The sequence below is a fragment of the Photobacterium kagoshimensis genome (genome assembly GCF_050337045.1).
GTDB classification, from domain to species: Bacteria; Pseudomonadota; Gammaproteobacteria; order Enterobacterales; family Vibrionaceae; genus Photobacterium; species Photobacterium kagoshimensis.
Genome location: NZ_JAKJSO010000025.1, coordinates 52,388 through 75,652, shown reverse-complemented (window position 1 = coordinate 75,652; position 23,265 = coordinate 52,388). Strand labels below are relative to the sequence as shown.

Genomic DNA, 23,265 nt, shown 5'->3' with positions numbered 1-23,265 from the left:
AATTAAAACGCTTCGCCTTCTGCAGCATCGATATCTTCAATGCTTTCGTCTTCAGCTGCTGGCTCTTTGCTTAGCAACATATCGCGCAGTGATTTCTCAATTTCAGCGGCAATTGCTGGGTTTTCAACAAGGTACTTACACGAGTTTGCTTTACCTTGACCAATTTTATCGCCTTTGTAGCTGTACCATGCACCTGCTTTTTCAACCAGCTTGTGCTTCACACCTAGGTCAATGAGCTCACCGTTACGGTTGAAGCCTTGGCCATATAGGATTTGCGTTTCAGCTTGTTTAAATGGTGCCGCGATTTTGTTCTTCACAACTTTAATGCGGGTTTCATTACCCACCACTTCGTCGCCATCTTTAATTGCGCCCGTACGACGAATATCAAGACGAACAGAAGCGTAGAATTTTAGTGCGTTACCGCCCGTTGTCGTTTCTGGGTTACCAAACATTACACCAATCTTCATACGGATTTGGTTAATGAAGATACACATACAGTTAGACTGTTTTAGGTTACCCGTTAACTTACGCATTGCTTGCGATAGCATACGCGCTTGCAGACCCATGTGAGAATCACCCATTTCACCTTCAATTTCGGCTTTAGGTGTCAGGGCAGCAACGGAGTCGACGACGATCATATCAACCGCGCCAGAGCGTGCTAGGGCATCACAAATTTCTAACGCTTGCTCACCAGTATCAGGTTGAGAAACCAATAGTTGGTCGATATCCACACCTAGCTTTTGCGCATAGATAGGATCAAGGGCATGCTCTGCATCGATGAATGCACATGTCTTACCTGCTTTTTGTGCACATGCAATCGCTTCAAGCGTTAATGTTGTTTTACCTGAAGACTCAGGACCATAAATTTCAACAATACGCCCCATTGGTAAGCCACCAGCACCCAGTGCGATATCCAGTGACAATGAGCCTGTAGAAACAGTTTCAATATCCATTGTGCGGTTGTCGCCCAACTTCATGATTGAACCTTTACCAAATTGCTTTTCAATCTGGCCTAACGCTGCGGCAAGAGCCTTCTGTTTGTTGTCGTCCATTCGACTCTCCAACGGATGATGAAATAAGGTTGATGGGCTTAGTATACTGTCTATTCATACAGTATCAAGCACTGGTTAAAACTTTTTTATGGTAAATAGCACTAAGATCACGCTCAGCCCAGTGATAGTAAGCGATCTCGCATACCTTGTAAGGCAAATAGCACCGCTTGCTCGCGAACTTGAGTGCGATCACCGGTAAATATTTGGGTGCTTGTACAGTACCATCCAGTAGTATCTGCCCAACCAAAACACACGGTGCCAACAGGCTTAGTCTCGGTGCCCCCTGTTGGACCAGCGATACCGCTTATTGCCACACTGATCTGCGCATCTGAATGGGCTAATGCGCCTTGCGCCATTTGCTCCACCACTGTTTCGCTCACCGCACCTTCCGCGATCAAGGCTTGTTCAGTTACCCCCAGCATTTGCTGTTTGGCTTCATTACTGTAGGTAATAAACGCCCGATCAAACCAAGCTGAACTACCCGCGATCTCGGTAATCGCAGCCGAAACACCCCCACCCGTGCATGACTCTGCTGTGGTTGCGATCCAACCTTGTTGATGTAAGGCTTCACCTAATGATATGGCTACTTGTAATGTGGATTCCATGTCTCGCTCCTGACTGTGGTTGATACCGTATCCCTAATGCATTTCTGATGCACAGCAGGTTGATAGTAACGCCTCATGATCACGAAGAAAATCCTCGCAACCACTTTGCCACTAGATCGGATTCACGTATCCTTACTCTCCAGAATTTCATCTGGCATCTCAGAACGAACTAAGTAGGCAATATCGTGACAGTGAAAGGTTTAGAAAAGCACACCCCAATGATGCAACAGTTTTTAAGAATCAAGGCTGAAAACCCTGATGTGTTGTTGTTTTATCGGATGGGAGATTTCTACGAACTCTTTTTTGATGATGCCAAGAATGCTTCTCAGCTATTAGATATCTCGTTGACTAAGCGGGGCTCATCCAACGGTGAACCAATTCCAATGGCAGGTGTACCTCACCATGCCGTAGAGGGCTATTTAGCGAAGTTGGTTCAGCAAGGTGTGTCTGTTGCGATTTGTGAACAAATTGGCGATCCAGCCACCAGTAAAGGGCCTGTTGAGCGCCAAGTGGTGCGCATTGTGACGCCGGGTACTGTCAGTGATGAAGCGTTACTTAATGAGCGTCACGATAACTTAATCGCGGCGATCTACCACTCAGGTAATCGCTTTGGCTACGCCACGCTAGATATTACGTCTGGCCGCTTTATGCTGTCAGAGCCTGAGACAGAAGAAGCCATGCAGGCTGAGCTACAACGTACCAGCCCTGCAGAATTGCTTTATTCGGAAGATTTTAGCCAGCCACACATTATTGATCACTTCAAAGGCACTCGCCGTCGTCCGCTGTGGGAATTTGATATAGAAACGGCTCGCCAACAGCTTACTATGCAATTTGGCACCCGTGATTTAGTCGGCTTTGGTGTTGAAAAGTCCGAGCACGGTTTATGTGCGGCTGGCTGTTTGCTGCAATATGTTAAAGATACCCAACGCACCGCGCTACCGCACATTCGTGCGATCACCTTAGACCGCAAAGATCACGCCGTGATCCTTGATGCAGCAACCCGCCGTAACTTAGAGCTAACTCAAAACCTGGCTGGCGGCTTTGATAATACGCTGGCATCGGTACTGGATCATACTGCGACACCAATGGGCAGCCGTTTGCTGAAACGTTGGTTGCACCAACCTATTCGTGATCGTCAGCAATTAAATGGCCGCCTTGATGCCATTGCAGCCTTTAAAGACTCTGGCCTGTTCATGGATGTGGCTAGCAATCTACGCAATATGGGCGACCTTGAGCGTATTTTGGCACGTCTCGCATTACGCTCTGCGCGTCCGCGTGATTTAGCCCGTATGCGCACCGCCCTACAGCACCTGCCAGAGCTAAGTGACATTTTATCTGATACTGACCAAGTGCGCGTGAAAGAACTGGCGCAACATGCCGCGCCAATGGATGAGATTTGCGAACTGCTTGAACGCGCAGTCAAAGAAAACCCACCCGTGGTGATCCGTGACGGCGGCGTATTAGCTGAAGGCTACAGTGCTGAATTAGACGAATGGCGTGATCTGGCTGATGGCGCAACACGCTACCTTGATGAGCTAGAGCAGCGCGAACGTGAACATCACGACATCGATAGCTTGAAAGTCGGCTTTAACCAAGTGCATGGCTTCTTTATTCAGGTAAGCCGTGGCCAAAGCCATTTAGTACCCGCGCACTATGTCCGTCGCCAAACGCTTAAAAATGCCGAGCGCTACATTATTCCCGAACTTAAAGAGCACGAAGATAAAGTACTGCACTCCAAATCTAAAGCGTTAGCCTTAGAGAAAAAGCTGTGGGAAGAGCTGTTTGATTTATTGTTGCCACACTTAGAGCAACTACAGATGATCGCCAATGCCTTGTCTGAATTAGATGTACTGGCGAACTTGGCTGAACGCGCAGATACCCTCAATTACTGCCGTCCTGAACTGACAGAGAAAACTGGAATAGAGATCACCGCGGGTCGTCACCCAGTGGTTGAGCAAGTGCTGAGCGAACCCTTCATCGCTAACCCGATCTCGCTGCACCAGGATCGCCGCATGCTAATCGTTACGGGCCCTAACATGGGGGGTAAATCGACTTATATGCGCCAAACGGCCTTAATTGCGCTGATGGCACACGTGGGCTCTTTTGTCCCTGCTGAAGCCGTTAAAATTGGCCCTCTTGATCGCATCTTTACCCGTATTGGTGCTTCTGATGATTTAGCCTCTGGCCGTTCCACCTTTATGGTTGAAATGACAGAAACCGCCAACATCTTGCACAACGCAACAAATAACAGCTTAGTCTTGATGGATGAAATTGGCCGTGGTACCAGTACCTATGATGGCCTATCTCTAGCATGGGCCAGTGCCGAATGGTTAGCAGAAAAAATTGCCGCTATGACACTGTTTGCGACTCACTACTTTGAATTAACCGAGCTGCCATCATTGATGGATGGATTGGCCAATGTTCACCTCGACGCAGTTGAGCACGGTGATGAAATTGCCTTTATGCATGCAGTACAAGAAGGGGCAGCCAGCAAGTCTTACGGTTTGGCGGTGGCCAGTTTAGCCGGTGTACCTAAAGCTGTGATTAAGCGTGCCAAAACCAAACTTCAACAATTAGAAGCCAGCGGTCACCAGCAAGCCATCAAACCAACCGGTGGTGTACCGAAAGAAGAAAATCAACTCACACTGATCCCTGAGCCAAGTGAAGTCGAAGAGGCACTGGCGAATGTAAACCCCGATGAAATGACGCCGCGTCAGGCATTGGACGAGCTGTATCGCCTTAAAGCACTGCTATAGAATGTTATTCATCTCGCTGGCGCTTCGAAGCAAATAGCGACGAAAACACAAAGAGGACGCATAATGCGTCCTCTTTGTCGTTGGTTAATCTCGTTTATCGATGCACCTTGGCTGATCGCTTGGCTTACTACAACATATCCTGATTAAACAAAGACTCAATGCTTAGCCCCTGATGGGTTAACATGTCGCGTAAACGGCGAAGTCCTTCAACTTGAATTTGACGTACACGCTCACGCGTTAGACCAATTTCTCGGCCTACATCTTCTAACGTCGAGGCTTCATAGCCTAACAGTCCAAAACGACGGGCTAATACTTCACGCTGCTTAGGGTTCAGTTCTTGCAGCCATGCCACTATCGAGTGTTTGATATCATCATCTTGGGTTGATGTTTCTGGGCCACCGTTCTTTTCATCTGGAATAATATCAAGTAGCGCTTTCTCAGAATCTCCACCAATTGGGTTATCCACTGAGCCGACACGCTCATTGAGACGTAACATGCGATTGACATCATCAACGGGTTTTTCTAGCTTCAGCGCAATATCTTCAGCGGTTGGCTCGTGATCCAGTTTTTGCGCAAGCTCGCGAGCCGTACGCAAATAGACGTTCAACTCTTTCACCACATGGATCGGCAAACGGATAGTTCGAGTCTGATTCATGATCGCCCGCTCAATGGTTTGGCGGATCCACCATGTTGCATAAGTTGAAAAACGAAAGCCACGCTCAGGATCAAATTTCTCAACCGCACGGATCAAACCTAGGTTGCCTTCTTCGACTAAATCGAGCAGGGCAAGCCCTCGGTTGCTATAACGGCGGGATATTTTGACCACTAAACGGAGGTTACTTTCAATCATGCGTTTACGCGCGACTTCGTCACCACGTAAAGCTCGGCGAGCATAAAGCACTTCTTCTTCTGCGGTAAGGAGGGGGGAGAAACCAATTTCTCCAAGATAAAGTTGGGTCGCATCAAGTGCTTTTTGCGTCGTACCGTAACGAGAAATTTCGGCATCATCAGCTTCCGTTTCAACGGCTGCTGCCTTTTCTGCTACGGGTGTATTTTCTGTTTCCATGTCTTCATCAAAATCAAAGGTTTCGATGTTTTTGGCTGTGCTGCTTCTACTCATAGCGCCTCCCAGATGGCGAGTTAGCAAGACATTACAACTTCAGCTTGTCTATTGTTTCGGTAAGTAGCGCATCGGATTGACTGACTTACCTTTGTAACGGATCTCAAAGTGTAAACGGACACTTTTAGCGCCAGAGCTTCCCATCGAAGCTATTTTCTGGCCCGCTTTAACTGCCTGTTTCTCTTTTACCAATAACTTATCGTTGTGAGCGTAAGCACTTAGATAATCATCACTGTGTTTGATAATGACTAAATTGCCATACCCTCTTAGTGCGTTACCCGCGTATACCACATGGCCAGCCGCCGATGCTTTTACCGCTTGTCCACGTTGACCTGCTATATCTAGCCCTTTGTTACCGTTCTCTGAGTTAGAGAAACCAGCAATAAGTCGCCCTTGCGTTGGCCAAATCCAACGGTCAACCTTGTTAGTAGCACTTGCACTTTTTGTAACAACTTTGTTACTTTTGGTGTTTTGAGAGTACTCCTTTGTGCGACCCTGATCAACTTTTTTATTGGCGGTTTTTTGTGCAGCCTGAGGTTGAGCCTTTTTAACTGGGGTTGTTTTTTTCGGCTTAGGCTTAGGCTTAGGTTTCGGCTTTGCTTTGCTTTGAGTTGTTTTAGAAGGTGTTTTTGCCACAATGACAGGCGCGGCTTTTCCGTAAACAGGCGCCGTATATTTTGATTTCCAGAGCTGAAGTTTTTGACCTGGATAAATAGTGTAAGGTGCAGACAAGCGATTATGAGCAATAATTTCTTTAACATCGCGTCCTGTGACGTAAGCGATAAAATATAAGGTATCGCCTTTTTTTACTTGGTAATAGCTGCCACGAAAACTACCCCGTTCCACGTTACCATACTTACTGTTCACGCTAGACACAGGTGCTGGCGGATGAGAGCTACAGGCAGACAGCAGCAGCAAACTACTTGCTACCGCTGATACTCGCCAATAGTGTTTCCCTAACACGCCTTTAACCATGCTTTACGCTAACTCTCCAGCCACGAGCGGAACAAAACGTACAACTTCGATATCTTGATACAAATACTCATCATCTTGACGGGTGATTTGTTTTAACACTTGTTGCTGTTCACCAACAGGAATAATCAAGCGCCCACCATTTGTTAGCTGCGCCAACAATTCAACCGGCAATGTTTCAGCGGCTGCTGTAACAATAATGGCATCGAATGGCCCTTTATTGTGCCAGCCTAACCAACCATCGCCATGTTTTGTCGAAATATTATGGAGCTCGAGCTTTTTAAAACGACGTTTTGCTTGCCACTGAAGTGCTTTAATCCGCTCAACGGAGCAAACATGATTCACCAAGTGGGCTAAGATCGCAGTTTGGTAACCCGATCCCGTACCAATTTCTAACACTTTTGATTCAGGGGTTAACGCCAATAGCTGTGTCATTTTCGCAACGATATAAGGCTGCGAAATTGTCTGACCGCTACCAATAGGTAAGGCGTTATTTTCATAAGCTTTATGAGAAAAGGCTTCATCGACAAACAGCTCCCTTGGTACATTTTCTATCGCAGCCAGTACTCGCTCATTGGTGATACCTTGCTGTTTCAAAAATGTCATCAGGTTATGCCGCTCTCTCACATGACGCATCCTTAATTTATCTCCACATTTTGCATCCACTGCTTCATGCCTGCAATAGCATCATGCGCGGTTAAATCTACTTGTAGTGGTGTGATCGACACAGCACCTTGTTCTATCGCGTAAAAGTCGGTTCCTGGCCCCGCATCTTGGCAAGCACCAGGAGGACCAAGCCAATACACAGTTTTGCCACGAGGGTCGGTTTCTTTCACCATGTCTTCGGCGCGATGACGAGCCCCTAAACGCGTAACCTGCCAAGATTGAAGTTCAGCATAAGGAAGATCAGGCACGTTAATGTTTAGGATTTTATTGGTCGGTAAAGGCGAAGACTGCATATTTTCAATCACCTCCTTCACGACTTGAGCCGCTGTCGCAAAGTGGGTTTTCCCCACTAATGATACTGCAATCGCAGGCACACCTAAAAAGTGTCCTTCGGTTGCTGCCGCGACAGTCCCAGAATACAACACATCATCACCCAAATTAGCGCCATGGTTGATGCCCGCAACGACGAGATCAGGGCGGTAATCTAACCATTCGTTTAAGGCAAAGTGCACGCAATCAGTGGGGGTTCCCTCAACCGATATGCGCCCTTGGCCTTCTTCACGAATGCGTAACGGAATATCTAACGTCAGTGAATTGGAGGCACCCGAACGGTTACGATCAGGGGCAACCACGACCACCTCGCCAAGCTCTGCCAATGCTGTGGCTAGGGTGTTTATTCCTTCAGCAAAAATGCCATCGTCGTTACTGATCAGAATTCGCATAGTGCTCGCCTTCTCGCTCTCGTACTGTCATCAATTCACGTACTACTGCCGTTGCAAAGCAGCCCGCAGGTAGCGCAAAAGAAACAACAATGTCGTTCTCTTCTTGCTGCCAAGTTAGTTGCTCTGGTTTAAGTAACAGCGAACGACGTTCATGACGCATACGGTTATCGCGGATCAATTTCAGCAAAGCGGGTTCTGCATCAATCACCGCTAATTCCAATGCTTCGGCATCAGCACTGGTTGGTAAAGCATTATCACCCACCATAGGGGCAGTGATCGCCAGTTCAGCCGCATCGACTTTACGTTGCCACTCTGCGTCTAGGGCTTCCACCAGCGTGCAGTCATGACGACCTGGCGCTTGCAAGCAATCACCCAAGATGACGGTGTGTACGTTTTGTTGCTCAATACGCGCAGACAGCACCATATTAAATAACCATGAACGCGCTGCCGATAAATAAAAGCTACGTTTGCTTTTATCACGGACACGAAACTCGTCGTTACCCCAAGCACGCGCTTTAACCACGTTATTACCACCACGACCAAAGCGTTGCTCGCCAAAGTAATTCGGCACACCGTGCTGCTGCACTTTTTCTAAGCGTTCAATAACGGCTGCTGGCGCATCAATATCGGTCAGACGTAGTTCAAACCAGTTACCCACTAAATCGCCTGGGCGTAATTTCTTATCATGACGCGCTGTTTCTAGCACTTTAATACCAGGATGATCCGCCTCGAACTGAGTCAGATCGGGATCGTCTTTACCGGGTAAATGAACACTCAACCACTGCTCTGTTACGGCATGGCGATCTTTTAAGCCCGCCCAGCTCACATCACGTGATTTGACCCCACATGCTTTTGCTAGCTCATTGACAACATATTTGGTGTTCTCTCCCACCTTATGGATTTTAACCATAAAGTGCTCGCCATGGCCGGCAAAAGAGAAGCCGAGATTTTCTTTTACAACAAAGTGTTCAGGCAATACTTTGATGTAGCCTTGTGAGGTCGGCTTGCCATGAAGCCATAAAAAGTTGTCCATTACATCAGACATAATCACACCGTTATAGTGGGCTACTGCTTAGTTAGCCTTGTGAATTAAAACAACCGCTTCGCATGCGATACCTTCTTTGCGTCCAGTAAACCCTAAACGCTCTGAGGTGGTTGCTTTAACATTAATATTATCGATCGTTGTTTCTAAATCTTCAGCAATCGTTTTACACATGTCATCAATGTGCAGTGCCATTTTGGGCGCTTGCGCAATAATGGTGACATCTAGGTTACCTAAGCGGTAACCTTTGGCTTTTACTTTATGGTAAACGTCACGCAGTAGGAAACGACTATCCGCACCTTCCCACTCAGCATCCGTATCTGGAAAGTGACGGCCAATATCGCCTGCGCCAATCGCACCTAATAAGGCATCACAAACAGCATGAAGCGCGACATCACCATCAGAGTGGGCTATCAGCCCTTGCTCATAAGGTACGGCAACGCCACCAATAATTACTGGGCCTTCACCGCCAAATTTGTGTACATCAAAGCCGTGTCCAATTCGCATCATGCTTGTTCCTTTACCAAAAGCTGCAAGTAAAATTCTGCCAGCGCCAAATCTTCAGGCTGGGTTACTTTTATATTATCCGCCCGCCCTTTTACTAGACATGGCGTTTTGCCACAGTGTTCCAACGCTGAGGCTTCATCTGTCACTGTCGCACCTTCACGCAATGCTGTTTGTAAGGCTTCACGTAACTCACCCGCTTTAAACATTTGCGGCGTTAACGCGTGCCATAAATCACTACGATCAACTGTACTCGCGATCCCTTGACTGCCGTTACCGCGCTTCATGGTATCACGCACAGGCGCTGCTAGAATGGCACCACACTCGCTTTGCACAGCGGCGGCAATCAAATTTTGCAGATCGTCTTGGCGTAAACATGGTCGGGCGGCATCATGCACTAATACCCAACTATCACTCGGTACTTGGGCTAAGCCAGCAAACACCGAATCAGCGCGCTCAGCGCCGCCATCGACAACCGTAATACGCGGATCTTGCCCTAGCGCCAGATCAGCAAAATAAGGGTCTGATGGACTGATCGCGATAACAACGTGCTGAATAGATGGATGAGTCAACAGGCGGTCGATGGTGTGTTCTAAAATTGTTTTTCCCGCAATGGATAAATATTGCTTAGGTCGGTCAGCAGCCATGCGGCTACCTACCCCTGCCGCTGGGACGACAGCAGTCAGTTGTTGGGTCATGTTAGAAGTTCGCTATTCATAGTGGCAATACAGTGATAGATAGTTAATTATCACCCACAATTCGGAAAAATGTTTCGTCCGGTTTGATCATGCCAAGTTCATTTCTTGCACGCTCTTCTACCGCTTCGAGGCCACGGTGAAGATCATAGATTTCGACATACATTTGCTGATTACGTTGTGCCACGTCGGCATTCGCATGGCGCTGAATTTCAACGTTATCTTTCACCTGCAAATATTCCATCATGCCGTTTTTTCCGAGCCAGAACTCATATTGTAGCCAGCACAGCACCGATAGCATCAGTACAGTTAACAAACGCATGGAAATCCCACTCTATTTTTTGTTATTCATACCTATTTGCCGAGATCAAATGCAAATCAACATAAACTCGGCAAATAAGACGCCTTCAACACGCTCGGCAATCATCCCACAATACGCGATTTCTGACTAGCGTTCGCGCGCATGTCTTTTTTATTTAAGCATAAAAAAAGCCGCCTCAGTCGAGGCGGCTTCTATAAAGTCATGGGATAGTTACCTATCCATGATCAAAGCTTAATGATTAAGCTTGACCTTTAACTTCTTTAAGACCGTTGTAAGGAGCTTTAGCACCTAGAGCTTCTTCGATACGGATAAGTTGGTTGTACTTAGCAACACGGTCAGAACGGCTCATAGAACCAGTTTTGATTTGACCTGCAGCTGTACCTACCGCTAGATCAGCGATAGTTGCATCTTCAGTTTCGCCAGAACGGTGAGAGATAACTGCTGTGTAACCAGCATCTTTAGCCATCTTGATTGCAGCTAGAGTCTCTGTTAGAGAACCGATTTGGTTGAACTTGATAAGGATAGAGTTAGCAACACCTTTCTCGATACCTTCTGCAAGGATCTTAGTGTTAGTAACGAACAGGTCATCACCAACTAGTTGAAGCTTGTCACCCATTAGTTCAGTCTGGTGTTTGAAACCAGCCCAATCTGACTCGTCAAGACCGTCTTCGATAGATACGATTGGGTATTGGTTAGCAAGATCTTGTAGGTAGAAGTTAAATTCTTCAGAAGAGAAGATTTTGCCTTCGCCTTTCATGTTGTAGTGACCAGCTTCTTTGTCGTAGAACTCAGATGCAGCACAGTCCATAGCAAGAGTAACGTCTTTACCTAGTACGTAACCCGCAGCTTCAACAGCTTCTTTGATTGCAGCTAGAGCAGCAGCGTTTGATTCTAGGTTAGGAGCGAAGCCACCTTCATCACCCACTGCAGTGCTTAGGCCTTTAGCTTTAAGAACTTTAGCTAGGTTGTGGAATACTTCAGCACCGATGCGTAGACCTTCTTTAAGAGTTTTTGCGCCAACTGGTTGGATCATGAACTCTTGGATGTCAACGTTGTTATCAGCGTGCTCACCACCGTTGATGATGTTCATCATTGGTAGAGGCATAGAGAATACGCCAGCTGTACCGTTTAGCTCAGCGATGTGCTCGTAAAGAGGCATGCCTTTAGCCGCTGCAGCAGCTTTAGCGTTCGCTAGAGAAACAGCAAGGATTGCGTTAGCACCGAATAGAGATTTGTTCTCAGTGCCGTCTAGGTCGATCATGATTTGGTCGATGTCAGCTTGTGCTTTCGCATCTTTACCAACAAGTGCTTCAGCGATTGGGCCGTTTACAGCTTCAACTGCTTTAAGAACACCTTTACCTAGGAAACGTGCTTTGTCACCGTCACGTAGCTCAAGAGCTTCGCGAGAACCAGTAGATGCGCCAGATGGAGCTGCCGCCATACCAACGAAACCGCCTTCTAGGTGTACTTCAGCTTCAACAGTTGGGTTACCGCGTGAATCGATGATTTCACGACCTAGAACTTTAACGATCTTAGACATTATGTTTCCTCTTGCTTTATCTTCAAAATAAAAAGCTAAAAAATAGCAGTAGCATCCCCCGCTACTGCTACCAGTAATCCTTACTTATTAAGCTCACCGCGTAGGTTTGAACCTGCCGCTTTTACAAAGCCTTCGAATAGTGGGTGACCATCGCGAGGCGTTGAGGTGAACTCAGGGTGGAATTGAGCAGCCACAAACCATGGGTGGTTCGGGATTTCAATGATTTCCACCAGTTTCTTATCTGCAGACAGACCAGAAACTTTCAAACCTGCTTTCTCTAGTTTAGGAAGTAGGTTGTTGTTTACTTCGTAGCGGTGACGGTGACGTTCGTGCACTGTTGGGCTGTTGTATAGCTCACGTGCTTTTGAACCGTCCGCTAGGTGACATAGCTGAGAACCAAGGCGCATTGTACCGCCTAGATCTGATTTTTCAGTACGCTCTTCAACGTTACCTTCACCATCAACCCATTCAGTGATTAGACCAACAACTGGGTTTTTAGTTTCTTCGTTAAATTCCGTTGAGTGCGCATCCGCCAGACCCGCAACATTACGTGCGAATTCAATCAGTGCCACTTGCATACCCAGACAGATGCCTAAGTATGGAATTTTGTTTTCACGAGCGTATTGTGCTGTACGGATTTTACCTTCAACACCACGACCGCCGAAACCACCTGGTACTAGGATTGCGTCCAGACCCTCTAGTACTTCTGTGCCTTTAGACTCAACGTCTTGTGAATCAACGTACTTGATTTTCACAGATAGACGGTTCTTAAGACCAGCGTGTTTTAATGCTTCGTTTACTGATTTGTAAGCATCAGGTAGTTCGATGTACTTACCAACCATACCGATAACGACTTCATCAGTAGGGTTTGCTTCTTCGTAGATTACTTGTTCCCACTCAGATAGATCCGCTTCAGGCGCTGTAATGCCGAAACGTTGGCATACTAGGTCATCCAAACCTTGTGCTTTGATCAATTGTGGGATCTTGTAGATTGAATCTACGTCTTTCATTGAGATAACAGCTTTTTCTTGAACGTTACAGAAAAGTGCAATCTTCGCACGCTCGTTCGCTGGGATCATTCGGTCAGAGCGACATACTAGGATGTCAGGCTGAATACCGATAGAAAGTAGTTCTTTTACAGAGTGCTGAGTCGGCTTCGTTTTCACTTCACCTGCTGCTGCAAGGTAAGGAACCAGAGTCAGGTGCATGAACATAGTGTTCTCGCGGCCTTGCTCTACAGCTAACTGACGAATCGCTTCCATAAATGGTAGTGATTCGATATCACCAACAGTGCCACCCACTTCGACGATAGCAACGTCGTGACCTTCTGCACCTGCAATAACGCGTTCTTTGATCGCGTTAGTAATGTGTGGGATAACCTGAATGGTTGCACCTAGGTAATCACCACGGCGCTCTTTACGAAGTACGTCCGCGTACACGCGGCCCGCTGTAAAGTTGTTACGCTTGGTCATTTTGGTACGAATAAAACGTTCGTAGTGACCAAGGTCAAGGTCGGTCTCTGCACCGTCTTCCGTAACGAATACCTCACCGTGTTGAATTGGGCTCATTGTGCCTGGGTCAACGTTGATGTAAGGGTCTAGTTTCATCATAGTCACTTTAAGACCACGTGCTTCTAGAATAGCCGCTAGAGATGCAGCAGCAATACCTTTACCTAGAGAGGAAACAACCCCGCCCGTAACAAAAATGTAATTCGTTGTCATATTTAACCTGGAAGATTGGTGTAGAGGATATAAAAACTATCTGGACGGAGAGCAATGATACCAGACACCTTTTATCGCCACAACGTGAAAACTATCACAGCAATCATGAGTATTATTTGTTTCAAATCAATTATACGAGTTGCACAAACTGTTCGTGTAAAATAACAACAAAAGTATTCACTGAAAGCATATTCTAGCAGCTCGGGTTAACCGCATAATTTGATTAACTATTCGCCTTCTCACGCTGTTTTACCTGATCCCAAATGCCATCGAGTTTTTCCAATGAACACGCTTCAAGCCGTAGACCTTGTTCTAGCACACTTTCTTCCACTTGGCGAAATCGTCGCTCAAATTTTTTGTTTGCCAACTGCAAGGCTTGCTCTGGATTGACCTTAAGGTGGCGACTTAAATTGACGGAAGCAAATAACAGATCCCCTACTTCTTCGGCAATTTTGGCTTGATCAGGCTCAACTTGGATGACTTCTTCTAAAACTTCGTCAATTTCCTCTTTGACCTTGTCCACCACAGGACCTAGGGTATCCCAGTCAAAACCGTGTTTCGCACAGCGTCGTTGGATCTTATCGGCACGGCTTAAAGCAGGCAATGCGAGTGGAATATTTGCCAATACACTGTCGTCTTCTCCTTTTTGTTCGCGCTCTTTGGCTTTCTCTGCTTCCCAATTGGCGTTGATTTCTGCATCGTCAGCAAACTCGGCTTCACTAAAAACATGGGGATGGCGGCGAGTCAGCTTTTCATTCAGCCCTGTCACAACCTCATCAAAATCAAACAGTCCCTGCTCTTTCGCCATTTGGCTATAAAACACCACTTGGAATAATAAATCGCCTAATTCTGCTTTTACTTCTTGCCAATCTTGCTGATAAATCGCATCAGCCACTTCATAAGCTTCTTCAATAGTATGCGGTACGATCGAGTCAAACGTCTGCTTGATATCCCACGGGCACCCTTGTTGTGGGTCACGTAACGTCGCCATGATTTCAAGTAATTGAGTTATTGCTGCTGAATTCATCTGTTTCATTTTGTTCTCACTTAACAAAACGGGAAGCACTAAGGCTTCCCGTTATTTATTTTATTACACTGAGCGAACTCTATAGCCACTTAGTATAAGCGCTTCGCTTCTGCGACGTCTTTCACTTGCTCAAGACGTTTTATAACCTTGCTCAGCACTTCCAGATCCGTCAGTTCTAATTCAAAATCCATGATCGACATTTGTTTCTTGTAATCGATACGGCTCTTCATGCCCGACACTTTGGTTTTTTCATTGGCTAACGTATTGGTCAACTCTTTGATCAAACCGTTACGCTCAGAAGCAATGACACGTACTGTAATGTTGTAGTTACCAACAAATCCACCGCCCCACACCGTTTTAATTAAACGCTCTGGCGCATGGTGACGCAACTCATCAAGCTGTTCACAGTCGCTGCGGTGCACCGAAATGCCACGGCCTTGAGTAACAAAACCTGTGATGTCATCACCAGGGATCGGCTGACAACAACGCGCTAAATGCGTCATTAAGTTGTCTACCCCTTCCACCACGACGGCATCACGTTGTGGTTTCTGGGTACTGGTGCTGCTCTTTTCACTCGCTTCGGTCAGCTTATCAAGCAGTTGCTTGTCTTCTTCTTCTGCGGTTGGCTTGTTCACCAAGGTATTAATATGATTAACAACCTGGTTGATACGCAAGTCACCACTGCCAATACCGACAAACAACTCATCGAGGTTTTTGGCATTGAAACGCTTTAGCGCATACAGCTCAGCGTCTTTCATGGTGGCGCCTAACTTATGCAAGTCAGCATCCAACATTTCACGCCCAGCGATCAAGTTTTTATCACGCGCCTGTTTTCTAAACCACGCATGTACCTTGGCACGGGCACGGCTAGAGGTAACAAAACCCAAGTTGGGGTTTAGCCAATCACGCGAAGGGTTCGGCTCTTTCTGGGTGATGATTTCAACCTGATCACCCATTTGTAAGTTATACGTGAAGGGAACAATGCGCCCTTCAACCTTGGCACCAATACAGCGATGGCCCACTTCAGAGTGAATGTGATAGGCAAAATCGAGTGGTGTCGCATTCAGCGGCAAATCGACGACATCACCTTTAGGTGTGAAGGCATACACGCGATCATCGAATACTTGACTACGGAGTTCATCCAGCATTTCGCCAGAATCTGACATCTCTTCTTGCCAAACCAGTAACTTACGAAGCCACTCAATTTTCTCATCGTATGATGATTTACTGCCGCCGCCTGCTGTTCCACCTTCTTTATATTTCCAGTGCGCCGCGACACCCAGCTCCGACTCTTCATGCATCTGCTTGGTACGGATCTGGATTTCAATCGTTTTACCTTCAGGCCCTAACACGACAGTATGGATAGACTGGTAACCATTAGGTTTCGGGTTTGCCACGTAGTCATCAAACTCTTTTGGTAGATGACGGTACTTGGTGTGCACTACCCCTAACGCGGCATAACAATCTTGCAGTTGGTCGGCAATAATACGTACCGCACGTACATCGAACAACTCATCAAAATCGAGGTTCTTTTTCTGCATCTTACGCCAGATGCTATAGATGTGTTTCGGACGACCTTGCACCTCAGCATTGATGCTAGCGCTCTTCATCGAGTCAGCCAGATCTGTTACAAAGTGCTCGATGTATTGCTCACGAACGATGCGACGCTCAGACAACTGCTTAGCAATACGTTTGTAGGTATCAGGGTGTTGGTAACGGAAAGCGTAATCTTCGATTTCCCACTTTAGCTGTCCAATACCCAGGCGGTTCGCCAACGGAGCATAGATGTTGGCACATTCTTTGGCTGCTGCTCGACGCACTTCATCTGGCTCATCTTTCACTTCACGCAGATTACAAATACGCTCTGCCAGTTTGATAACGACGCAGCGAAAATCGTCGACCATCGACAACAGCATACGGCGAATATTATCGACCTGTGCAGATTGAGCCGCGCCTTCCGTGGTCGCATTTAGTTGACGAATGGCTGCCATTTGGTCAACCCCCGCCACTAACTGCATGATAGCGGTGTTGTAGTCTTCTTTGACTTGTTCTAAGTCGTAGACCCCAGCTTCAACCAATGGGCATAGCAACGCAGCGACCAAAGTTTCGGCATCCATGCTGAGCATCACGAGGATTTCAACCATTTCGCGGCCACGCCACAACAATAATGTTGCTGATTCTTCCGTTGATGTTATGTCGATACACCGCTGATAGGTGCTTTTTAAACGCTTCGAAATCTTGGCGTCTTGCTGCAAACTATCAACCCATGTTGAAAGTTCAAATGTATCGTTTTCCTTTAAATGCGCACCGCGAACTGCGACCATTTCTCTGTCCTGTTTAGCTTTTGTTATGGCGTTTACGAGTATTCAGACGTGGTTAACGTTCTGTTTTAACAAATAACGCCATTGATTCTAAGTGTCCGGTATGTGGGAACATATCCAACATGCCAAGACGCTCCAACTGATAACCTTGTTGCAGCAATGCCTGACTATCACGCGCCAACGTGGCAGGGTTACATGACACATACACCACGCGTTGTGGTTTTAGCGCTATAACGTGCTGCATAACACCTGCGGCGCCCGCGCGCGCAGGGTCGAGTAATATTTTATTAAAGGGCTCTTTGGCCCATGATAGCAAAGTCACGTCCTCATCCAAGTTAGCTTGGTAGAAGGTTGCGTTATCGACACCATTTTTTTCAGCATTATAAGTGGCACGATGAACCATTTCATCGACACCTTCAACACCTACCAGTGCTTTTGCGCGTTTCGCCAGTGGTAAACTAAAATTACCCAAACCACAGAAAAGATCGAGTACACGATCGTCAGGCTGCACATCGAGCCAATCAACCGCTTGAGCAACCATTTGCTTGTTTACGCTGGCATTCACCTGAATAAAGTCTTTCGGTGAAAATGTCAGTTCAACCCCATCCAATTCATAGAAAGGCTTATCACCACGGACATGGTGTAACTCATCGCTCTCAGGTGATAGGTATAGCGTGATGTCATTTTTATCAGCAAACGCATCAATCTGTGCCATATCGCTGTCAGAAAACGGTTTTAAATGGCGGATCAAAACGACACGGCCATTGTCCGCTTCCACTAATTCCACATGCCCAAGGTTTTTACGACCTTTTAGCCCCATTAACAGAGTACGTAAATCGGGTAAAAGTTCATTCAGTGATGCCGACAATACTGGGCAATGGGCAACATCGACGATGTCTTTGCTTTGCTTTTTACGAAAACCAAACGCTAACTGCCCTTTCGTGCTGAGCTTAACTGCAAATCGAGCACAGCGACGGTATTCGATATCTTGTGCGACAATAGGCGCTACTTGCTGAGGCACTGAGTCCGCACCAGAGAACTTTGTCATCAGCTCGCCTAGCGATTGCTGCTTCGCAATAACCTGAGCGGGATGGGATAAATGTTGTAAGTTACAGCCACCACACTGGTCATAGATTGGACAATGCGGTTTAATACGCTCTGCATTATCGGTTAGACGCTTAATCACAGTCGCACGTGCGTACTGTTTTTTGTCTTCAGTAAACTGAACAACCGCTTTTTCGCCAGGCAATAAACCGTCAACAAATACCAGTTTTTTATTCAGGTGGCCAACGCCAGCGCCTACATGGTCTAAGCGACTTATCGTGATTTCCTTGTGCTTAGTGTCGGTAATTTTTCGTTTTTGAGGCTTAAAAAAGCGTGCCATAGGTGTTTCGCTCACTGTTCAGACATTGAGAATTTGTCGAATGGCCTGACTTTCTTTAAGCTAAGGCCACAAATGGATACCAATTCTCCCACAGAATCGCTTTCTTGTAATTAAGAGAACCATGACCAAATATGGACTTCGTGCCAGGGTCTTCACCCTGACATTAGCACCAACACTCATTATCGGCCTGCTATTAAGCGCTTTTTTCACCATGAGCCGCTATCAGGATCTTGAGCATCAGCTGGTCTCAACAGGCGCCAGCATTATTGAGCCTCTGGCCATTTCGACTGAATTTGGTATGACCAAAGACAACCGAGAAGCCGTTCGTCGGTTAATTGGCTATGCCCACCGTAAGCACTCTCAAATTATACGCAGCATTGCGGTATTTGATGCCAATAATGAATTGTTTGTCACATCCAATTTCCATCGAAACTTCGAAGCTTTGATGTATCCGGACGACGAACCTATTCCCTTGTTGCTAGATACCCGCCTGAATGAAAATTCGATGATTTTGCGGGCGCCCATTGTCAGCGAAGGTCAGTTCGGGGAGTTTTCTGGTATTCAAGGCCAAGAACGCACACTCGGTTACATCGCCTTGGAGCTTGATTTAAGCAGCCTCCGCTTGCAGCAATACCAAGAAGTCTTTACTGCATTAATGGTGTTATTGCTGGGTTTAACCCTGTCATCTTTGTTTGCATACCGTTTAATGCAAGATGTGACTCGCCCGATATCTCATATGGTTAGCGTGGTTGATCGTATCCGTCGTGGTCACTTGGACGTACGTATCGAAGGGCAGCTACTTGGTGAACTTGATACCTTGAAAAACGGCATCAATGCGATGGCGATTTCATTGGCCGAATACCATATCGAGATGCAACAAAGCATCGATCAGGCCACCTCTGATTTACGAGAAACACTTGAGCAACTAGAGATTCAGAATGTTGAACTCGATATCGCCAAGAAACGAGCCCAAGAAGCGGCGCGCGTGAAATCAGAATTCTTGGCGAATATGTCGCACGAACTGCGTACGCCGCTAAATGGGGTGATCGGTTTTACCCGCCAGATGCTTAAAACCCGTTTAAGCTCAAGTCAGCAAGACTACTTACAGACCATTGAAAAATCAGCCAACAACCTACTGACCATCATCAATGACATTCTCGACTTCTCGAAACTAGAAGCGGGCAAACTGTTACTCGAAAACATCCCATTCGACTTTACCGAGTCATTGGATGAAGTTATGCGACTATTAGCGCCAAACGCTCACGAAAAAGGGCTAGAACTAACGCTAAAAATCGACAACCGTATTCCAGCGGGCTTGATTGGCGATCCCCTACGTATTCAACAAGTGCTAACCAACTTGATTGGTAACGCGGTGAAATTTACCGAACGTGGCAACATTGATGTGTCGGTTGAACTCAAAGCCGATAAAGATGAAAACGTCGAACTACAATTCATTGTGCGTGATACCGGTATTGGTATTTCAGAGCGCCAGCAAGCGCAGCTATTCCAAGCCTTTAGCCAAGCTGACGCCAGTATTTCGCGCCGCTACGGCGGTACAGGGTTAGGTCTGGTTATCACCCAGAAGCTGGTGACCCAAATGGGCGGTGAAATCAGCTTAACCAGCCGCCTACATCAGGGTTCAACTTTCTGGTTTAGCTTACGCTTACTGAAAACAGATTTACCTGTTTCACAACCGATTGATACCGCAACCTTAGTAGGTAAAAAACTGCTATTGATCGAACCGAATATGCAAGCGGCATCGGTGACCCAGCAGCGCTTGATCAATGCAGGGCTGCAAGTAACCTACCGCTCAACCATGCCTGAAGACATCGAGCCGCACCAATTTGCCCTGCTTAGCCTATCGCCAGGCGAGCAGCCACCAATCGCGACCTTGCTCGATAACGTGTTCAAGGCTGAGCAAATTGCGGACAAAGTCATAGTGAGCTTGCCAGCCACTGAACTGGCTCTATCGGAGCGCCTGATCAGCGCTGGAGTATCGGCTTGTTTAGGTAAACCACTGGCCCAGCGAAAACTGTTTGAAGCACTCGCTGGGAGCAATGACTTACTGCTCGAGCCAGAAATAGGGTTACTACCTGAGCCTGTACCAACCATCTTACCTCTCACTGTGATGGCGGTTGATGATAACCCTGCCAACCTAAAACTGATTTCAGCACTATTGAGTGAGCGGGTAGAGACAGTTATCACTGCGACAGGGGGCCGTAAGGCTGTGGAATACGCTCACCAAAAAGCCTTTGATTTAGTCTTCATGGATATCCAAATGCCAGAAATGGATGGGGTTACCGCCTGTGAAGAAATCCATAAGACAGAGCTAAACCACCATACACCAGTGATTGCTGTTACAGCCCATGCGATGGCGGGCGAGCGAGAACGTTTAATCAATGCAGGCATGGATGACTACCTGACCAAGCCAATTGAAGAGCATATCTTGCAGCAAATCTTGTCGAAGTGGACTCACCCGGAGGGGCAACCAAGCGCACAAGACAATGTTGAAGAGGCTGACTTTACCCCTATCGATCCCCAACCGACTGAAACGGAGAGCGCCAGCAATGTCAGTTGGGATTGGGCGTTAGCCTTAAAACAAGCTGCAGGCAAAGAAGATCTCGCCAAAGATATGCTTCAAATGCTGCTCGACTTCATGCCAGAGGTTGAGATGCTGGTTAATGAAGCCTTAGATGGTAAAGAGATCGAGCTATGGCCTTCGATTCATAAGTTACATGGCAGTTGTGCCTACAGTGGTGTTCCGCGCTTAAAGGCGCTTTGTCACACCATCGAAACCCAGCTTAAAGCGAATGCGACCCAAGAAGATATCGAGCCTGAGTTATTTGAACTGATCGACGAAATGAACAATGTGGTTAAGGCATCAAAAGAATATCGTCACTAAATAGTGCGGTGCTTTTAGTGCTGTAATAAAAAAGGAGAGCCTCGGCTCTCCTTGTTACCACTGGACGCTTTTACATATGGCAGGCACTAGCTTTCTAGGATCACCGTTGCCACCGCATAGCGCCTTTCATCTGAAATGGTCAAATGAATATGATTAACGCCCATGGTCGCCGCTAATTCTGCCGCTTTACCTGACAATGAGAGCACAGGCTTGCCTAGCTCATCATTACTGACCGTAAAATCATGAAAGCTCACACCACAAGCAATCCCAGTGCCTAGGGCTTTTGACGCCGCCTCTTTCACCGCAAAGCGTTTGGCTAAGTAACGACCTTTGAACTTTAAGTCACGAAAGACCTCAAGCTCCGATGCTACCAACACGCGCTCAGCAAATGCTTCACCCGTGCTGCGCATCAAGACTTTTTCAAGCCGCTCTATTTCTGCGATATCCGTCCCTAAGCCTAGGATGGCCATTACTTACGTGCTTCCTGCATGATAGCGCGCATATCAGCAACCGCCTTGCTTAAACCATCAAACATGGCACGACCCATGATCGAGTGGCCAATGTTCAGCTCATAAATTTCAGGTAATGCCGCTAACGGTTTTACGTTGTGGTACGTCAAGCCATGGCCTGCATTCACTTTAATGCCTAAACCATCGGCGTAGCTTGCAGCTGCAGCAATGCGCTTAAACTCAGCTTGTTGCTCTTCTTCCGTTTCAGCGTCGGCATAGTGGCCAGTATGCAGCTCAATGTATGGTGCACCACATGCCAACGAAGCATCGATTTGGGCACGATCAGCATCGATGAATAAAGACACTTTAATGCCAGCCGCCGTGAGTTTTTCTGTTGCAGCTTTGATTTTTTCAACTTGACCTGCAACATCCAAACCACCTTCAGTGGTTAACTCTTCGCGCTTTTCTGGCACTAAGCACACGAATTCAGGTTGGGTTTGCAGCGCAATCTCAACCATTTCATCAGTCACGGCCATTTCAAGGTTCATGCGTGTTTGAATCGTCTCACGCAGAATACGTACATCACGGTCATTGATATGACGACGATCTTCACGAAGGTGAATCGTAATACCATCAGCACCTGCACGTTCAGCGACTTCCGCAGCATGCACAGGATCAGGGTAACGAGTACCACGCGCGTTACGCAGTGTTGCCACATGATCGATATTGACGCCGAGTAGTATGTTGTTCATTTTCCGGTACTCCTTGATCGAGGGATAAACAGTTCCCTACTTTTTAATGGTTTCCCGCCAAGATAAGGTTTTAAGGCAATACGTGTAAAGCGTTTTGCCGCCCGAAGCTGATCTGGGCTGGTAAAATGACGTGCCGCAATCGCTTTAAGTTGGCTGCCGGTAAAGGTCAGCTGGTTGGTCATCATAGAGGCAATGAAACCTCGTTGCTCACGGTAGTTATAGGTCATGCTATCTTCGACGGGTAAGCCACTTCCCGCACAGTGAAGAAAGTCGATACCATAGCCAAGGTGATGCAATAAAGCTAACTCGAAACGACGTAATGCAGGCTCTGGATTATCCGCTTGCGCCAGCTCACGCAGCACATTCAGGTAATCCAGAAACAGCACAGGGTATGGCGTATTAGTTTCTAATACACGCGCAACCAGTTCGTTGACATAAATCGCAGAATACAAGATATAGCCGCGCATCGGCAGGCTGATAGAGATAGGCTCGGCTTGAGTTAAAATCGGCATAGTGCCGCGGCCAGACCATTTCATAAAGAGTGGTGTAAAAGGCTGAAGTGCCCCTTTGAGGTTGGAACGCTTACGTCGCGCACCTTTCGCCAATAAAGTAAGACGGCCGTAATCCTCGCTAAAGATGTCAAGGATCAGGCTCGTCTCACTGTAAGGACGAGAGTGAAGGACAAAACAACGCTGTAGCCCTTCCATGGTGTC

Annotated in this window: 20 protein-coding genes; 2 read left to right on the top strand and 18 right to left on the bottom strand. The window is 47.0% G+C overall.

Annotated elements, in window-relative coordinates; genetic code table 11:
* Positions 1-2 precede the first annotated feature (2 nt).
* Positions 3-1,052 (bottom strand): recombinase RecA, encoded by a 1,050-nt coding sequence (recA, locus tag L4C35_RS20700; protein ID WP_428464680.1) that lies wholly within the window; start codon positions 1,050-1,052, stop codon positions 3-5.
* 113 nt (positions 1,053-1,165) lie between these two features.
* Complete coding sequence (gene pncC, locus L4C35_RS20695; RefSeq protein ID WP_428464679.1) at positions 1,166-1,657, bottom strand: nicotinamide-nucleotide amidase; 492 nt, start codon at positions 1,655-1,657, stop codon at positions 1,166-1,168.
* Between the two features lie 218 nt (positions 1,658-1,875).
* Here pncC and mutS point away from each other — a divergent pair, with 218 nt between their 5' ends.
* Positions 1,876-4,413, top strand: coding sequence for a DNA mismatch repair protein MutS (mutS, locus tag L4C35_RS20690; protein WP_428464687.1), 2,538 nt, complete (start codon positions 1,876-1,878; stop codon positions 4,411-4,413).
* 127 nt (positions 4,414-4,540) lie between these two features.
* On the opposite strand, the gene rpoS is transcribed toward mutS, so the two are convergent.
* The 13 genes from rpoS to rlmD all read right to left on the bottom strand — a co-directional run bounded on the left by rpoS (position 4,541) and on the right by rlmD (position 18,449).
* A complete protein-coding gene (gene rpoS, locus L4C35_RS20685) occupies positions 4,541-5,533 on the bottom strand; it encodes an RNA polymerase sigma factor RpoS (RefSeq protein ID WP_428464678.1) in 993 nt (330 codons plus the stop codon).
* A gap of 48 nt (positions 5,534-5,581) precedes the next feature.
* Positions 5,582-6,508 (bottom strand): murein hydrolase activator NlpD, encoded by a 927-nt coding sequence (nlpD, locus tag L4C35_RS20680; RefSeq protein WP_428464677.1) that lies wholly within the window; start codon positions 6,506-6,508, stop codon positions 5,582-5,584.
* A gap of 3 nt (positions 6,509-6,511) precedes the next feature.
* Positions 6,512-7,141, bottom strand: coding sequence for a protein-L-isoaspartate(D-aspartate) O-methyltransferase (locus tag L4C35_RS20675; protein ID WP_428464676.1), 630 nt, complete (start codon positions 7,139-7,141; stop codon positions 6,512-6,514).
* 2 nt (positions 7,142-7,143) lie between these two features.
* Positions 7,144-7,893 carry a 5'/3'-nucleotidase SurE gene (gene surE / locus L4C35_RS20670; RefSeq protein ID WP_428464675.1) on the bottom strand — a complete coding sequence of 250 codons (750 nt, stop codon included), beginning with the start codon at positions 7,891-7,893 and terminating at the stop codon, positions 7,144-7,146.
* The gene (gene truD, locus L4C35_RS20665; RefSeq protein WP_428464674.1) at positions 7,874-8,938 is read right to left on the bottom strand and encodes a tRNA pseudouridine(13) synthase TruD; all 1,065 of its coding nucleotides are present in this window, start codon (positions 8,936-8,938) and stop codon (positions 7,874-7,876) included. The genes surE and truD overlap by 20 nt, the downstream gene beginning before the upstream one ends.
* A gap of 27 nt (positions 8,939-8,965) precedes the next feature.
* On the bottom strand, positions 8,966-9,442 hold the full coding sequence (ispF, locus tag L4C35_RS20660) for a 2-C-methyl-D-erythritol 2,4-cyclodiphosphate synthase (protein WP_428464686.1): 477 nt from the start codon (positions 9,440-9,442) through the stop codon (positions 8,966-8,968).
* A complete protein-coding gene (gene ispD / locus L4C35_RS20655) occupies positions 9,442-10,137 on the bottom strand; it encodes a 2-C-methyl-D-erythritol 4-phosphate cytidylyltransferase (protein ID WP_428464673.1) in 696 nt (231 codons plus the stop codon). The genes ispF and ispD overlap by 1 nt, the downstream gene beginning before the upstream one ends.
* A 43-nt stretch (positions 10,138-10,180) precedes the next feature.
* Entirely contained in the window at positions 10,181-10,456 is a 276-nt protein-coding gene (gene ftsB, locus L4C35_RS20650; protein WP_048900595.1) for a cell division protein FtsB, read from the bottom strand.
* Between the two features lie 238 nt (positions 10,457-10,694).
* Positions 10,695-11,996: a phosphopyruvate hydratase gene (gene eno / locus L4C35_RS20645; RefSeq protein ID WP_428464672.1), complete on the bottom strand. Its 1,302-nt coding sequence runs from the start codon at positions 11,994-11,996 to the stop codon at positions 10,695-10,697.
* A gap of 80 nt (positions 11,997-12,076) precedes the next feature.
* Entirely contained in the window at positions 12,077-13,717 is a 1,641-nt protein-coding gene (gene pyrG, locus L4C35_RS20640) for a glutamine hydrolyzing CTP synthase (RefSeq protein WP_048900593.1), read from the bottom strand.
* A gap of 223 nt (positions 13,718-13,940) precedes the next feature.
* Positions 13,941-14,744, bottom strand: a complete 804-nt coding sequence (gene mazG, locus L4C35_RS20635) for a nucleoside triphosphate pyrophosphohydrolase (protein WP_428464685.1) — start codon at positions 14,742-14,744, stop codon at positions 13,941-13,943.
* 89 nt (positions 14,745-14,833) lie between these two features.
* Positions 14,834-17,068, bottom strand: a complete 2,235-nt coding sequence (relA, locus tag L4C35_RS20630; protein WP_428464671.1) for a GTP diphosphokinase — start codon at positions 17,066-17,068, stop codon at positions 14,834-14,836.
* A gap of 52 nt (positions 17,069-17,120) precedes the next feature.
* The gene (gene rlmD, locus L4C35_RS20625) at positions 17,121-18,449 is read right to left on the bottom strand and encodes a 23S rRNA (uracil(1939)-C(5))-methyltransferase RlmD (protein ID WP_428464670.1); all 1,329 of its coding nucleotides are present in this window, start codon (positions 18,447-18,449) and stop codon (positions 17,121-17,123) included.
* Between the two features lie 121 nt (positions 18,450-18,570).
* Here rlmD and barA point away from each other — a divergent pair, with 121 nt between their 5' ends.
* Positions 18,571-21,351 carry a two-component sensor histidine kinase BarA gene (gene barA, locus L4C35_RS20620; RefSeq protein WP_428464669.1) on the top strand — a complete coding sequence of 927 codons (2,781 nt, stop codon included), beginning with the start codon at positions 18,571-18,573 and terminating at the stop codon, positions 21,349-21,351.
* A gap of 86 nt (positions 21,352-21,437) precedes the next feature.
* Here barA and acpS read toward each other — a convergent pair whose 3' ends face one another.
* Genes acpS through recO form a run of 3 tightly spaced genes read right to left on the bottom strand, consistent with a single transcriptional unit; the run spans position 21,438 to position 23,259 of the window.
* Positions 21,438-21,821: a holo-ACP synthase gene (acpS, locus tag L4C35_RS20615; protein WP_428464668.1), complete on the bottom strand. Its 384-nt coding sequence runs from the start codon at positions 21,819-21,821 to the stop codon at positions 21,438-21,440.
* Positions 21,821-22,552 (bottom strand): pyridoxine 5'-phosphate synthase, encoded by a 732-nt coding sequence (gene pdxJ, locus L4C35_RS20610; RefSeq protein ID WP_428464667.1) that lies wholly within the window; start codon positions 22,550-22,552, stop codon positions 21,821-21,823. The genes acpS and pdxJ overlap by 1 nt, the downstream gene beginning before the upstream one ends.
* Entirely contained in the window at positions 22,549-23,259 is a 711-nt protein-coding gene (recO, locus tag L4C35_RS20605; RefSeq protein WP_428464666.1) for a DNA repair protein RecO, read from the bottom strand. Before recO ends, pdxJ begins: the two co-directional genes overlap by 4 nt.
* Between the last annotated feature and the right edge of the window lie 6 nt (positions 23,260-23,265).

Bases quoted from the DNA above. Each gene is read 5' to 3' on its own strand.
- recA (WP_428464680.1), bottom strand. From the start codon at position 1,052: ATGGACGACAACAAACAGAAGGCTCTTGCCGCAGCGTTAGGCCAGATT.
- pncC (WP_428464679.1), bottom strand. From the start codon at position 1,657: ATGGAATCCACATTACAAGTAGCCATATCATTAGGTGAAGCCTTACAT.
- mutS (WP_428464687.1), top strand. From the start codon at position 1,876: ATGATGCAACAGTTTTTAAGAATCAAGGCTGAAAACCCTGATGTGTTG.
- rpoS (WP_428464678.1), bottom strand. From the start codon at position 5,533: ATGAGTAGAAGCAGCACAGCCAAAAACATCGAAACCTTTGATTTTGAT.
- nlpD (WP_428464677.1), bottom strand. From the start codon at position 6,508: ATGGTTAAAGGCGTGTTAGGGAAACACTATTGGCGAGTATCAGCGGTA.
- L4C35_RS20675 (WP_428464676.1), bottom strand. From the start codon at position 7,141: ATGCGTCATGTGAGAGAGCGGCATAACCTGATGACATTTTTGAAACAG.
- surE (WP_428464675.1), bottom strand. From the start codon at position 7,893: ATGCGAATTCTGATCAGTAACGACGATGGCATTTTTGCTGAAGGAATA.
- truD (WP_428464674.1), bottom strand. From the start codon at position 8,938: ATGTCTGATGTAATGGACAACTTTTTATGGCTTCATGGCAAGCCGACC.
- ispF (WP_428464686.1), bottom strand. From the start codon at position 9,442: ATGCGAATTGGACACGGCTTTGATGTACACAAATTTGGCGGTGAAGGC.
- ispD (WP_428464673.1), bottom strand. From the start codon at position 10,137: ATGACCCAACAACTGACTGCTGTCGTCCCAGCGGCAGGGGTAGGTAGC.
- ftsB (WP_048900595.1), bottom strand. From the start codon at position 10,456: ATGCGTTTGTTAACTGTACTGATGCTATCGGTGCTGTGCTGGCTACAA.
- eno (WP_428464672.1), bottom strand. From the start codon at position 11,996: ATGTCTAAGATCGTTAAAGTTCTAGGTCGTGAAATCATCGATTCACGC.
- pyrG (WP_048900593.1), bottom strand. From the start codon at position 13,717: ATGACAACGAATTACATTTTTGTTACGGGCGGGGTTGTTTCCTCTCTA.
- mazG (WP_428464685.1), bottom strand. From the start codon at position 14,744: ATGAATTCAGCAGCAATAACTCAATTACTTGAAATCATGGCGACGTTA.
- relA (WP_428464671.1), bottom strand. From the start codon at position 17,068: ATGGTCGCAGTTCGCGGTGCGCATTTAAAGGAAAACGATACATTTGAA.
- rlmD (WP_428464670.1), bottom strand. From the start codon at position 18,449: ATGGCACGCTTTTTTAAGCCTCAAAAACGAAAAATTACCGACACTAAG.
- barA (WP_428464669.1), top strand. From the start codon at position 18,571: ATGACCAAATATGGACTTCGTGCCAGGGTCTTCACCCTGACATTAGCA.
- acpS (WP_428464668.1), bottom strand. From the start codon at position 21,821: ATGGCCATCCTAGGCTTAGGGACGGATATCGCAGAAATAGAGCGGCTT.
- pdxJ (WP_428464667.1), bottom strand. From the start codon at position 22,552: ATGAACAACATACTACTCGGCGTCAATATCGATCATGTGGCAACACTG.
- recO (WP_428464666.1), bottom strand. From the start codon at position 23,259: ATGGAAGGGCTACAGCGTTGTTTTGTCCTTCACTCTCGTCCTTACAGT.